Origin of the sequence: Leisingera sp. ANG-DT, assembly GCF_000813785.1 — a bacterium.
GTDB lineage: Bacteria > Pseudomonadota > Alphaproteobacteria > Rhodobacterales > Rhodobacteraceae > Leisingera.
The window spans coordinates 1-11,972 of sequence record NZ_JWLE01000010.1 but is presented as its reverse complement, the minus strand read 5'-3'; the positions used below and the strand labels follow the sequence as shown (position 1 = coordinate 11,972).

General features: G+C 62.6%; 17 protein-coding genes, 1 tRNA gene and 1 pseudogene. 11 read left to right on the top strand and 8 right to left on the bottom strand.

What is annotated here, in order from left to right; genetic code table 11:
* The first annotated feature begins 39 nt into the window (after window positions 1-39).
* The 4 genes from RA21_RS10835 (at window position 40) to RA21_RS10820 (ending at window position 2,262) form a co-directional block, all read left to right on the top strand.
* Entirely contained in the window at window positions 40-510 is a 471-nt protein-coding gene (locus RA21_RS10835; RefSeq protein ID WP_039148730.1) for an Lrp/AsnC family transcriptional regulator, read from the top strand.
* 63 nt (window positions 511-573) lie between these two features.
* Entirely contained in the window at window positions 574-1,164 is a 591-nt protein-coding gene (locus RA21_RS10830) for a tetratricopeptide repeat protein (protein ID WP_039148727.1), read from the top strand.
* A gap of 108 nt (window positions 1,165-1,272) precedes the next feature.
* A tRNA-Leu gene (locus tag RA21_RS10825) sits at window positions 1,273-1,358 on the top strand.
* Window positions 1,359-1,512: 154 nt separating this feature from the next.
* Window positions 1,513-2,262 carry a helix-turn-helix domain-containing protein gene (locus RA21_RS10820; RefSeq protein ID WP_241477345.1) on the top strand — a complete coding sequence of 250 codons (750 nt, stop codon included), beginning with the start codon at window positions 1,513-1,515 and terminating at the stop codon, window positions 2,260-2,262.
* Here the strand turns inward: RA21_RS10820 and RA21_RS10815 are convergent.
* The 6 genes from RA21_RS10815 to RA21_RS10790 form a co-directional block, all read right to left on the bottom strand.
* Window positions 2,239-2,925 carry a hypothetical protein gene (locus RA21_RS10815; protein WP_019295561.1) on the bottom strand — a complete coding sequence of 229 codons (687 nt, stop codon included), beginning with the start codon at window positions 2,923-2,925 and terminating at the stop codon, window positions 2,239-2,241. The genes RA21_RS10820 and RA21_RS10815 overlap by 24 nt on opposite strands.
* Window positions 2,926-3,161: 236 nt before the next feature.
* Window positions 3,162-3,626, bottom strand: a complete 465-nt coding sequence (gene queF / locus RA21_RS10810) for a preQ(1) synthase (RefSeq protein ID WP_019295560.1) — start codon at window positions 3,624-3,626, stop codon at window positions 3,162-3,164.
* Between the two features lie 16 nt (window positions 3,627-3,642).
* On the bottom strand, window positions 3,643-4,353 hold the full coding sequence (queE, locus tag RA21_RS10805) for a 7-carboxy-7-deazaguanine synthase QueE (RefSeq protein ID WP_039148724.1): 711 nt from the start codon (window positions 4,351-4,353) through the stop codon (window positions 3,643-3,645).
* Entirely contained in the window at window positions 4,350-4,703 is a 354-nt protein-coding gene (gene queD / locus RA21_RS10800; RefSeq protein ID WP_019295558.1) for a 6-carboxytetrahydropterin synthase QueD, read from the bottom strand. The genes queE and queD overlap by 4 nt, the downstream gene beginning before the upstream one ends.
* Entirely contained in the window at window positions 4,703-5,404 is a 702-nt protein-coding gene (gene queC / locus RA21_RS10795) for a 7-cyano-7-deazaguanine synthase QueC (RefSeq protein WP_039148723.1), read from the bottom strand. The genes queD and queC overlap by 1 nt, the downstream gene beginning before the upstream one ends.
* A gap of 152 nt (window positions 5,405-5,556) precedes the next feature.
* Window positions 5,557-6,447 (bottom strand): LysR family transcriptional regulator, encoded by an 891-nt coding sequence (locus tag RA21_RS10790; protein WP_039148721.1) that lies wholly within the window; start codon window positions 6,445-6,447, stop codon window positions 5,557-5,559.
* A gap of 108 nt (window positions 6,448-6,555) precedes the next feature.
* Between RA21_RS10790 and RA21_RS10785 the strand changes: the two genes are divergently transcribed.
* From RA21_RS10785 to RA21_RS10775, 3 genes are all read left to right on the top strand, one after another.
* Window positions 6,556-7,314, top strand: a complete 759-nt coding sequence (locus RA21_RS10785) for a class II aldolase and adducin N-terminal domain-containing protein (RefSeq protein WP_039148719.1) — start codon at window positions 6,556-6,558, stop codon at window positions 7,312-7,314.
* Between the two features lie 23 nt (window positions 7,315-7,337).
* Window positions 7,338-8,342 (top strand): sterol desaturase family protein, encoded by a 1,005-nt coding sequence (locus RA21_RS10780; RefSeq protein WP_039148717.1) that lies wholly within the window; start codon window positions 7,338-7,340, stop codon window positions 8,340-8,342.
* Window positions 8,343-8,438: 96 nt separating this feature from the next.
* A complete protein-coding gene (locus tag RA21_RS10775) occupies window positions 8,439-8,627 on the top strand; it encodes a hypothetical protein (RefSeq protein ID WP_039148715.1) in 189 nt (62 codons plus the stop codon).
* A gap of 6 nt (window positions 8,628-8,633) precedes the next feature.
* Here the strand turns inward: RA21_RS10775 and RA21_RS10770 are convergent, their stop codons facing one another.
* Window positions 8,634-9,434: an alpha/beta fold hydrolase gene (locus RA21_RS10770; protein ID WP_039148712.1), complete on the bottom strand. Its 801-nt coding sequence runs from the start codon at window positions 9,432-9,434 to the stop codon at window positions 8,634-8,636.
* A 61-nt stretch (window positions 9,435-9,495) separates the two neighbouring features.
* Here RA21_RS10770 and RA21_RS10765 point away from each other — a divergent pair, with 61 nt between their 5' ends.
* The 4 genes from RA21_RS10765 to RA21_RS10750 all read left to right on the top strand — a co-directional run bounded on the left by RA21_RS10765 (window position 9,496) and on the right by RA21_RS10750 (window position 11,646).
* Window positions 9,496-9,861: a hypothetical protein gene (locus RA21_RS10765; RefSeq protein WP_039148711.1), complete on the top strand. Its 366-nt coding sequence runs from the start codon at window positions 9,496-9,498 to the stop codon at window positions 9,859-9,861.
* A 65-nt stretch (window positions 9,862-9,926) separates the two neighbouring features.
* Window positions 9,927-10,523, top strand: a complete 597-nt coding sequence (locus tag RA21_RS10760; protein ID WP_039148709.1) for a TetR/AcrR family transcriptional regulator — start codon at window positions 9,927-9,929, stop codon at window positions 10,521-10,523.
* A gap of 93 nt (window positions 10,524-10,616) precedes the next feature.
* Window positions 10,617-11,294, top strand: a complete 678-nt coding sequence (locus RA21_RS10755; RefSeq protein ID WP_029204753.1) for a PspA/IM30 family protein — start codon at window positions 10,617-10,619, stop codon at window positions 11,292-11,294.
* 64 nt (window positions 11,295-11,358) lie between these two features.
* Window positions 11,359-11,646, top strand: coding sequence for a hypothetical protein (locus tag RA21_RS10750; protein WP_019295548.1), 288 nt, complete (start codon window positions 11,359-11,361; stop codon window positions 11,644-11,646).
* A 119-nt stretch (window positions 11,647-11,765) separates the two neighbouring features.
* Here RA21_RS10750 and glyA read toward each other — a convergent pair.
* Window positions 11,766-11,972: pseudogene (glyA, locus tag RA21_RS10745) on the bottom strand (serine hydroxymethyltransferase); the annotation flags it as partial.

Genomic DNA, 11,972 nt, shown 5'->3' with positions numbered 1-11,972 from the left:
CAGGTCTAATGAGTGAAAAGTTAACTCTGGGAAGTCCAAATGAACTCCTTTGATCTTGATCGCTACGACCGGGCGATTCTGAACGTCCTGAGCGAGGACGGCCGCATCTCCATCGCCGATCTCGCGCGGCGGATCGGACTGTCGAAAACCCCGACCCAAACCCGGCTCAAGCGGCTGGAGGCGGAGGGCATTATCACCGGCTACCGCGCCCTGGTGGACCCGATCCGGCTGGGGCTGGACCATGTGGCCTTTGTCGAGGTGAAGCTGGACGACACCCGCGAGGCGGCCCTGGCCAAGTTCAACGCCGCGGTGGCGCGGCTGCCGGAAATTGAGCAGGCGCATATGATGGCCTCGCATTTCGACTACCTGCTGAAGGTCCGCACCCGCTCCATGACCGATTACCGGGCGGTACTGGGAGAGAAGATTTCGTCGCTGCCGCATGTGGCCTCGACCTCCACCTATGTGGCGATGCAGGCGGTCAAGGAAGACGGCGCGCTGGGGCCGTTGTAGGGGCGGGGCAGGATCGCACGGCCAGTTGACTTGATTGAAACTGCATTTGTGCGAGCATGGGGCATGTTTCTTGTCTTGTTTCGCCCACCGTTTGCACTTGCCGCGGCTCTCACCGCCGCGGCTTTTCCGGCGCAGGCATCGGACTGCCCTGATGCGCCTGACCACAGCACCCCGCTGGAGGCGCTGATGGAAGAGGTGCAGGACGCAGAAAGTGAAACCCAGGCGCGGGAAATCGCCAACCGGATGTGGGAATATTGGGCTGATGCGCCAAATGCGCAGGCGCAGGCCATGCTCGACCGCGGCATGACCAAACGCTCTGCCTTCGATTTCCTTGGCGCACTGGCGGACTTTGATCAGCTGATCGCCTATTGCCCGGACTATGCCGAGGGCTACAACCAGCGCGCCTTTGTGCATTACCTTCGCAGGGATTTCGCCGCGGCCCTGACGGATCTGGACCGGGCCCTGGACCTGTCGCCCCGCCATATCGCCGCGATGAGCGGGCGGGCGCTGTCGCTTTATGGTCTGTCCCGGCTGGAGGAAGCGCGCGAAGCATTGACCGCGGCGCTGGCACTGAACCCCTGGCTGCCGGAACGCTATCTGGCAGAGCCCGGCGGGCCGCTGGCGCCGCCCGGTGACGGGGATGTGGAGTTGTAGCACTGCCCGCGCTGAGGGAAATTTTCGCCGTTTTAACCGAAAACGCATTGTCCGCATGAAATCAGGAGGCTAGACCTGCGGAAAGGTGCCGGACGACGGCGCCTGTGTGCGGACGTGGTGGAATGGTAGACACCGGAGACTTAAAATCTCCTGGCCGTATGGCCGTGCGGGTTCGAGTCCCGCCGTCCGCACCAGCTCTCTCAACTAGATTGCGGCGATGTCCTGAGGGCACCTTCGGCACGTCCCCGCGCAACGCGGAGGACTGCCAGCCATTTCGCGGCGTATCGCCTGCTCGCGCTGACTTTGCGTTGCTGTGACGATGATTTTATGCAAGATGTTTCGCGGAATGTGAAAGATCCGGCACATATGGCGCTCATCCACGAGAAAATTTCGGCCCTACTGGAGGATATGAACCTGTCCAACCGGCAGGCGGCGCTGAAGTGCGGCATCCCCTATGGCACCTTCAATAGCGCGCTGAAGCACGAGCGCGAGATCGGCTGGAGCACGCTGGATGCGCTGGCGCGCGGGCTTGGGGTGTCGTTCCACTACTTCTCTTCCGAGACCTCGGGGCTAGAACTGCTGCCGGATATCCGCGCTGACGCGGCTGCCGTGAAGGCGTTTGAGATTCTCAATACCCGGCTGCAGGCCGCCGCGAGAACCCGCCAATACAGCGGCTGCGATGTGTCGCTGCAGGATTTCCTGGACTGGTGGTTCGCCAACAGCGGCCGCCTGGAAGGGTTTGACCGGTTGCAGCATGCGGTCGACATGTTCGACCCGCCGGATGCGGAACAAAACCGGATACAGCCGATCCGCTCCGGTCCAGCCAGCCTCGCCTCGATCTGCTTTGAAGTTTCCGACAGCAACCAGCTGCGCAGCACACTCAATGGCTTCAGCGACAAGGTGAACGCCGATCTGGTGATGGCCCACAGCGAAGCCATCAGCCGGGGTGAGCCGGTGATTACCCATCCCTCGCTGGATGTGAAACTGCTGAACGGGCGCCGCTTTACCCGCCAGTACCGCCGGGTGCTGGCGCCGGTCTACCTGCCTGACGGCAAGCTGCTGGTGGTTAACTTTTCACAGGACATCAAAACCGGCTAGGTCGCTCTGCAGCATATGCTCCATCTCCAGCCGGGGCGCGCCGACGAACCATTCGGTGCTGCTGCGCACCTCCGGTTCCGGGTCGCGCCACTTTTGCGCCCGGGGGATCGCCCGGGTGAAGCCATAGACAAGGTCCAGCCGCGCCTGCATGTGGCGGTCGGGGATGAAGGCGTAAATCCAGTCCACATCCCATTTCTGGATTGCCAGTATCAGAAAGATCCGCATGAACGGCGCCAGCCGTTCCGCCCGCCGTCCGCGGTGGCCGGGCAGAAAGGTCAGCTCACCCACATAGGCCAGCCGCCCACGCACTTCGCGCGCCAGCGGCTCTGCCACGCTTTCGACGCCGCCGCCGGCATCGTTGGGAAACTGGTGCCGCGAGGTGCGCAGCAAATACTCTGCCAATGTCTCCCGGCCTAGATCCTGCAGCATCGACGCCGCACCGCCGATGTAGCTGTCGCCGTCCTTCAGAAACAGCCAGAAAGCAGAGTTTTCGGTGTGGTCAGCCCGTTCGATGGCAAAGCCCGGCATCTGGAATTGGCGTCCCGTTGTGGCGGCGGCTTCCGGAACCTTCTCGAAATCCGTGAACATTTCAACCTGCAGCCCGGCCTGCGAAAGCGCCTGCAAATAGACCGACAGCGTTTTCCCCAAATCAAGTGCGTTCATCAAGTTCCCCCGTCACAAATAGTACATTCCGGGATATCCCGGATTGCCCGCTGACACCGCTACAGAGTGCGATTTGATTAAAATCTTAACCACTTTTGCGGTAATTTGTTTACTTCTGTGCGAGGGTGATGTTTTGCGAAATGCCGTAGGCAAGCGGCAGTAGGGATTGTTTTCAAAGAAAAAGCCCGGCAGTGCTTCTGTCGGGCTGATCCGTGCGATGAGGTCTCAAGGTTGTGTCAGCCGCGGCCGCGGTAGGGTGGCACGCCCTGGTCGGGAATCCAGACGCCCTCGGGCATCGGGCCGGTCTGCCAGAACACATCAATCGGAATGCCGCCGCGCGGGTACCAGTAGCCGCCGATACGCAGCCACTTAGGCTCCAGGAAATCGGCCAGGCGGCGGGCGATGGAGACCGTGCAATCCTCATGAAAGGCGCCGTGGTTGCGGAAAGAGGTGAGGAACAGCTTCAACGACTTGCTCTCCACCAGCCACTCGCCCGGCACATAGTCGATCACCAGATGGGCAAAGTCCGGCTGGCCGGTCATCGGGCAGAGCGAAGTGAACTCCGGCGCGGTGAAGCGCACGTTGTAGGCCACGTCTGCTTGCGGGTTCTGCACCCGCTCCAGTTCCGCCTGTTCTGGGCTTTGCGGCACGATAGTGTCGCCGCCCAGCTGTTTCAGATTGCTGTAGATGCTATCAGACATATCAGGGTTCCTATGTTCAGACGCCGCGCTTGTTGCCCCAGACCAGCACATGCAGCTGCGGGAGGACGCGGGGGGTGAACCAGCCGTCGCCGGTCACTTTTTCAATCAGCCACAAAAGGCGTTCGGTGGCCTGGTTCAGATCGACGGGCTGTTCCGGGTCGACCTCCGGGTTGCCGGGCTGCAGGTACAGCGGCAATTCCGGATGGCGCTCAGCCGCGGCCTTGGCCCAGGCGTAATCCTTGTCGTCGAAGATCACGATCTTCATCACCGCCTGACCGCAGCCCTGTGCCGCCTCCAGGCATTGGTCAAAGGCTTTCCAGTCCACGGTTTCGCCGCTGGAGGGCGGCTTGGGGCTGAGCACCAGCGTATCAAGGTCTGCAAACCAGGGTTTGCTGACCGATCCTTGGGTCTCGCAGGCGAACCGGTAGCCCTCGGCCTTGCCAAAGGCAATCACCGGCGCGAAATCCTGGATCGCCGGGTTGCCGCCGGAAATCGACACTGTCAGCGGCTTGCCGCCGGACAGGCGGCGCACTTCAGCCATGACTTCTGCGGGCGCCATCACCGCCCAGTCATGCCGGTACGCGCTGTCCACTGCATGCATGCTGTCGCACCAGGAACAGCGGTAGTCGCAGCCGCCAGCGCGAACGAATACCGTGGGCTCCCCGATCAGGGCGCCTTCGCCCTGGATCGTGGGGCCGAAGATTTCCGCGATGCGCAAAGTCGTCATGGCCGGTACTCTGCCCAGGTTTTCGGGGTTTCGGAAACCTTCACAGCAGATACTTCCGGCCAGCGCGCGTGGCACCAGTCGTAGAAATGCCTGGCCATGTTCTCCGCAGTCGAATGCCCGTCTAGCACATCGTTCAGGTGCCGGTGATCGAACGTCCCGTCGATGTAGTCCTTCAGCGGCTTCAACTCGTGATAGTCGCGCACAAAGCCGTCACTGTTCAGCTCCTTCGCCGCCAGTTCCACCACCACGACATAGTTATGGCCGTGCAGCCGGGCACACTGGTGATCGGAAGGCAGATGGGTCAACTGGTGCGATGCGGAGAAATGGAACTCCTTGGTGATCCGGAACATCAGGCGCCGTCCTTGCCAGCAATTGCCGCTTTCCAGAACTCCGGGTCGGCATAGTCTGTTGGATCCTCGACACCGGCCAGATGGAAGGCCTCTCGCCGTTCCACGCAGGTGCCGCAGCGCCCGCAATGCTTGTCGCCGCCTTTGTAGCAGGACCAGGTCTCGGCAAAGGGCGTGTTGTGTTTGGCGCCCGCAGTCACGATGTCGCCCTTGGTGCGGTGCACAAACGGGGTGTAAAGCCGCACGTCGGCATAGCCGTCCAGCGCCGCGCGCTGCATGGCGTCAAACGCCTCGGTAAAGGCCGGGCGGCAGTCCGGATAGATGAAGTGATCCCCGCCATGCACCGCCGTTGCCACGGCCTCGTCGCCGTTTGCAGCGGCAATGCCATAGGCGATGGTCAGCATGATCGCGTTGCGGTTCGGCACCACGGTGACCTTCATGGTCTCTTCTTCGTAGTGGCCGTCCGGCACGTCGATGTCATCGGTGAGCGCCGAGCCGGAAAGCGCGGCGCCTATACCCCTCATGTCGATGATGTCATGCGGCACACCCAGCCGCTTGGCTGCGGCGGCGGCATAGTCCAGTTCCTTCTTGTGGCGCTGGCCGTAGTCAAAGGAGACAAGACGGGTCAGCTGATGTTCTTCAGCGACCATATGGGCAAGCGAAACGGAATCCAGCCCGCCCGAGCAGATAACGATAGTTTTCATTTTTGAACCCTTGTTTTGGTGACCGGGTAGGCTGCGACCGGTGTCGCGCGTTTAGCAGCATGGCGGGAATGGCGCAAGTCGCGGGCGGATTGCGCACATTCTTCAGGACTTGTTGGAAAAACTTGAAAGTGGCAATCAGCCGGGCCGGCTTCCTAAACGGGCGGCAGTTCCCCCACCAGCCACTCCAGAAACGCCCGCGATGCCGGGGTGCTGGCATGGCTGGGCGGCGGCATCAGAAAGTAGTTCTCCAGCAGTTCCGCCGAGTGATCGCTGGCCCGGACCAGCTGGCCGCTCTCCAGCAGATCGCCCGCAAGAATGTCATGGGAAATAGAGATCCCGGCCCCATTCACCGCAGCGGTCATGGCAATCACGTAGGTGGAGGCCAGATTGACCTCATGGTTGCGCTCAAACGGCAGATCCTGCGACTTGAACCACGCCCCCCAGGACCCTGTTACGCCGGCACAATCCAGCAGCGTGGCGGTGCTGAAGTCCACCTTGCCGTCCTGATAGCCCGGCGCGCAAACCGGAAAGAACCGGTCCCGGGTCAGCCGGATCGCGGCGGCGGACATATCATTCGGGCGGCCAAAGCGGATTTCGGTCCCGGCGGAACTGGCGTGCCGTTCCGGATCCCAGATCGGGGTCACGATGTTCAGCACCAGCCAGGGGAACCTCTCGTAAAGCCGCGGCAGCCGCGGCGACAGCCAGAAGACTGAGAACGCCATGTTGCACTGCAAGACAAGATGCCGCCCCTGATCGCCGCCGGTGAAGGCCTGGGTGCCCGCAGCAATGAGGTCAAAGGCTTCGCGCACAATCGGCATGTAATTCGCCCCGGCCTCACTGAGTTCCAGCGCCCGGGTTTTGCGGATGAACAGCTCCCGGCCCAGGAAGTTCTCCAGGCTGCGCACATGCTGGCTGATCGCCGATTGCGTCAGGTTCAGCTCCGCCGCGGCGCGGGTGAACGACAGGTGCCGGGCGCTGGCCTCAAAGGCGCGCAGCCAGGTGAGAGGGGGCAGGGAGGAGGAGGGGGACCCGGATGACGGCATGATGTATGACCTATGCATTAGTTCAATTAATGCATAGCGGCTGAATCAATCGTTTGTCAGCAGGAATTGCGGCTGGCACCACTAGGGAAAGCGGATTTGGAGACCAGAATGAACAAACAAGCGGACCTCAGCCCGAACCTCACCCATTGGCAGGAGCGCGTGGATATGGCCGCGGCCTTCCGCTGGACCGAGCGTCTGGACATGCACGAAGGCGTGGCGAACCACTTCAGCCTGGCAGTCAATGACAATGGCACCCAGTTCCTGATGAACCCCAACCAGGCGCATTTCAGGCGCATTAAAGCCTCGGACCTGCTGCTGCTGGATGCCAATGACCCCAAGACCATGGACCGCCCCGACGCGCCGGACCCGACCGCCTGGGGCCTGCACGGCTCTATCCACCGGCTGTGCCCGCATGCGCGCTGCGTGATGCATGTGCATTCGATCCACGCCACCGTTCTGGCCTGTCTCGCCGACAGCACCCTGCCGCCGATCGACCAGAACACAGCCACCTTCTACAACCGCTATGTGGTGGATGGCGATTTCGGCGGGCTGGCGTTTGAGGACGAGGGCGCCCGTTGCGCGTCGATGCTGACCGACCCCAAGGTCAAGGTGATGATCATGGGCAACCACGGGGTGCTGGTGATCGGCGACAGCGTCGCGGACACCTTCAACCGGCTCTACTATTTCGAACGCGCCGCGGAGACCTATATCCGCGCCCTGCAAACCGGCCAGAAGCTGCGGGTGTTGAGCGACGAGATCGCCGAGAAAACCGCGCAGGAATTGGAGGATTACCCGGATCAGGCCGAACGCCATCTGGCAGAGCTGAAGGCGATCCTTGATGACGAAGGCTCCAACTACGCAAGCTGAGCGCCAGCAAGGGAGGTGGCACAATGGACGGAACTTTGCACACCGCGGAACGCGACCGGGAGGCCGAGCGCTGGCACTACCACCCCAAGGGACCGGTGCCGCTCAACCCGCTGTTCAGCTGGCCGCCGCGCCCGGCAGCGGTCCTGCGCTGGTACCGCAGCGCCTGGATGGAGATCACTTCGCTGACGCTCTGCTTCCTGCTGGCGCTGGCGGTCTATGCCTGGATGCTGCCGCCGCTGGCGGAGATGGGTGAACTCCGTCCCGGATGGATGCTGCAGGTTTGGCTGGCCAACCTGCTGCCGCAGGCCGCGGTGGCCGGGGGCCTGCACTGGTGGCTCTACATGCGCAAGGGCCAGGGCATGCAAAAGAAGTTCGACAAGCGCGACCTCTCACGCGGCAACGGCACCTTCACTTTCAAGAACCAGGTTCTGGACAACATCTGGTGGACGCTCGGCAGCGCCATCACCGTGGCCACCGTCTATCAATGGGGCATCTACTGGCTGATGGCCAACGGCTGGGTGCCGGTGGTGACTTTCGCCGAAGCCCCGGTCTGGTGCGTGGTCTGGATGCTGTTCATCCCGATGTGGTCCGGCCTGCATTTCTACTGGGTGCACCGGCTGGAGCACCACCCAAAACTCTACAAACACGTGCACGCGGTGCACCACCGCAACGTCAACATCGGCCCGTGGTCGGGGATTTCAAACCACTGGTATGAAAACCTGCTCTATTTCACCACCTATTTCATTCACCTGATCGTGCCGTCGCACCCGCTGCACCTGGCCTTCCATGCGATGTTCCAGCAGATCAGCCCGGTTCTGTCCCATTCCGGCTTCGAGCGGGTGATCGCCAAGGAAACCGAGGCCGCCAAGGCTGGGGATTTCTTCCACCAGCTGCACCACCGCTATTTCGAGTGCAACTACGGCACCTCGGAAATTCCCTTCGACAAGTGGTTCGGCACCTACCACGACGGCTCCGCCGCAGCGACAGAACGGACGCGGGCCTTTAAGAAGCAGATGTACACTCGCTAGAATTGAGGGTTTCGGAAACTGATCAGGATCAAGGCGTATATATTCGCGAATCCCTATGCCTGACCGCAGAACAGTCAAAGGCATAGGAGAAAGCCCATGTTGCGCCTTGCATCCATTCTCTATTCGCTGATCGGCAGCAGCCTGGCAGGGGCGGCGGTGATTGTGGTTCTGGCGGCCGGGCTTGTCACAACACAGGCCATCATAGGCGCCGCTGCAGCGGGGGCGGTGCTGGCACTGCCAGTGGCCTGGCTGGTGGCGAAACAGCTTTACGCCCGCGGCGCCTGAGGCGCGTCAGGCGTTCAGGAACACCCGCGCGGCGGCTTCAAATTCCCGCGGCTTCTCTGCGTGCAGCCAATGGCCCGCGCCGGGCAGTTTGGCGAAACGGGCATTGGGGAAACGCGCGCGGATCTCCTCGCGGTGTTCCGGCAGCACGTAATCCGACTCCGACCCGGACAGAAACAGCGCAGGGCCGTCCCAAACAGCGTCCGTCTGGGGAAACGACATGATGTTCGGCATCTGACCGGCCAGCGCGTCCAGGTTCAGCTTCCAGCGCTTGTTCGCCAGATCCAGCGACTGGGTGAAGAAACTCTGCAGCGCAGGCTCCACCCCGGCTTCGGCCAGTTTTGCGGCAGCCTCGGGGCGGCGCTCGATGGTCTCCAGATCCAGCGATTTCATGGCGTGGATATACTGGATCTGCGTGTGGCCATAGGCGACCGGCGCGATGTCGGCGACCACCAGTTTGCGCACCGCCTCGGGGTGGTTCAGCGCCAGCATCATCGCGGCCTTGCCGCCCATTGAATGGCCAATCACATCCATCTGGCCGCCATGGGCCGCGATCACCCCGGCCAGATCCTCCGCCAGCTCCGGATAGGTGTGGCTGTCCGCGCGCGGGCTGTCACCGTGGTTGCGCATGTCCACCGCAACCACCTGCCTCTCATCCGACAGGCGCTTGGCGATGACGCCCCAGTTGCGGGCGGAGCCATAAAGGCCGTGAGCAATCAGGAGCGGGGTGTTTGCAGTGGCAGAGCCATGAATGATCGTGTTCAGCATGAGCACTTGATAGCGGCGCAGGCGGAGGCTTGCCACCCCCATTGAGGCAGCCGCAGCTGCAGGCTAGGGTAGTCCCGCACCGCAGCAAGGGGAGAGTGCCGCAATGGCCGCCAGCCTGGACCAGGATATCGAAGACATCCGCACCCTCCTGAAGGAGCGCGAGCACGCCTCCGGCGACCTGGCCGCTGCGCTGAAGCTCGTCCGCCGCCGCATCCCCCGCCGGATCTACAAACAGGGCATGAAGCTCGCCGCTGCGCTGCCGCTGCTGGAGCACCCGAAGCTGCGGATGACGGTGGACGAAAAGCCGCTGCAGGGCGCCGCCCGCGAGGTGAAGGCGCATCTGCGCAAAATCGACCTTGCCGACCGCCGCAAGGGCTTCTGGCTCGGCGTCCTTGGCAGCATGGCGTTTTCCATCCTCTGCGTGCTGATCCTGCTGGTGGTGGTGTTGCGCTGGCGCGGCCTGATCTGATTTCCCGCTTTACCCCGTGTCTGCCGACTGTATTTTGAACGCAGTTCAAGAAAAGGCAGGGTGCCATGGCAGGCAAGGTGGAAGCGCGCAAGGCCGCGCTGCGGCAGAAACTGGTGGAAGCGGCGGAGATCCGCATCGCGCGCGACGGGGCAGGGGCGCTGCGGGCCCGCGACCTGGCGCATGATGCGGGCTGTGCGGTTGGGGCGATCTACAACGCTTTCGACGATCTGACCGCCATCATCATGGCGGTGAACGGCCGCACCTTCCAGAAGCTCGGAACCGCTGTTGAGGCTTCGGTCGCGGGCGCAGAGGCGGAACCGCCGACCCGCCGCCTGATCCTGATGAGCAACGCTTACCTGCATTTCGCGGTGCAAAACACCAACCTGTGGCGGGCGATGTTCGACCTGCGGATGGCCGCGGGAGATGCGGTGCCGGAGTGGTACCTGACCGCGCTGGACAGCCTCTTTGCCAATATCGCCCGCCCGGTGGGGGAACTGTTCCCGGACAAGGACGCAGGCGAGGCGGCTCTGATGGTGCGGGCACTGTTCTCTGCCGTCCACGGCATCGTGCTCCTGGGGCTGGAGCAGCGCATCTCCGGCGTTCCGCCGGAACGCATTGAGCAGATGATCGCCCAGGTGCTGGAGCAAATCGGCGGCAGATAGTTTTTGAACGTCGTTCATGATTTTTCTTGAACGACGTTCAAAATTTTGTTACACGATTCTTCGTGAACGATGTTCATGTTTGCGGAGGAAGCAATGTTCAATACTCTGAAGACCCTGATCACCGGCGCCAATGCCCGGGCAGAAGAGCAGCTGCGCGAGACCTACTCGATTGAGCTGATCACCCAGAAGATCCGCGAGGCGGACGCCAACCTGAAGGCGGCCAAGCTGACGCTAGCCAGCCTGATCCAGCGCCAGCGGGCAGAGCAGCGTCAGGTGGAAACCCTGGAGGAGCGCGTCCGCGACCTGATGGCCCGGGCAGGGGAGGCGCTGGAAGGCGGCCGTGAGGATCTCGCGCAAAGCGCCGCCCAGGCGGTGGCGGATATGGAAAACGAGCTGGTGGTTCGCCGCCAGACCCTGGACCGGCTCGACACCCGCATCCTTCAGCTGCGTCAGTCGGTGGAAACTGCCAGCCGCCGCATCACCGACCTCAAGCAAGGCGCGATTGCCGCCCGCGCAACCCGGCGCGAGCAGGACCTCCAGCGCCGCCTGCGCCGCCACACAGGTGGCGACAGCCCGGCAGAGGAGGCCGAGGCACTGATCCGCGACGTGCTGCAGCGCGACGACCCGTTCGAGCAGGGCGAGATCCTGCGCGAGATCGACGGTGAGCTGAACAACACCACCATTGCCGACGATCTGGCGGACGCCGGCTTCGGCCCCCGCAGCCGCAGCACCGCCGCGGATGTGCTGAGCCGTCTGAAACCCAAGGACTGACCCGACCTTTCTTATTCCACGCAGCCCGCCCGTCCGGGCTCACTGAATTTACTGGAGAAACAACATGTATACCGACAACACTGACAACAAGCTGATCATTCTACTGAACACCGCTGGCGTTGCCATTGCCTATGGCATGCTGGGGATTTCCCTGTGGCTCTCGACCGACGTGCCGCTGGCGACCAAGGGCTACTGGGGCATGGCCGTGCTCCTGCTGACACTGAGCCTCATCAACGTTGTTAAATACCGCTTCGACCACCGCTCCAGCGAAGACCGTATCCGCAAGATCGAGGACGCCCGCAATGAAAAGCTGCTGGAAGACGCGCTGATGGACGCCAAGCAGGACATCTGAGTTGGCCTGATGATTGGAACCACGCCCGCCTGACCAGGCGGGCGTTTTCTTTGCAGCCAAAAGAAAACCGCCGCGGCTTTGGGGCCGCGGCGGTTTCTTTTTGTCTGATAAGCCGGAGCTTACAGGTTCGGATAGAGCGGGAACTTGGCGCAGAGGCCGGCGACCTTGGCGCGGACGGAGGCTTCCACGTCTGCATTGCCCTCTTCACCGTTGGCCGCCAGCCCATCGATCACCTCGATGATCAGGTCGGCGATCTGGCGGAACTCCGCCTCGCCGAAGCCGCGGGTGGTGCCGGCAGGCGTGCCCAGGCGCAGGCCGGAGGTCAC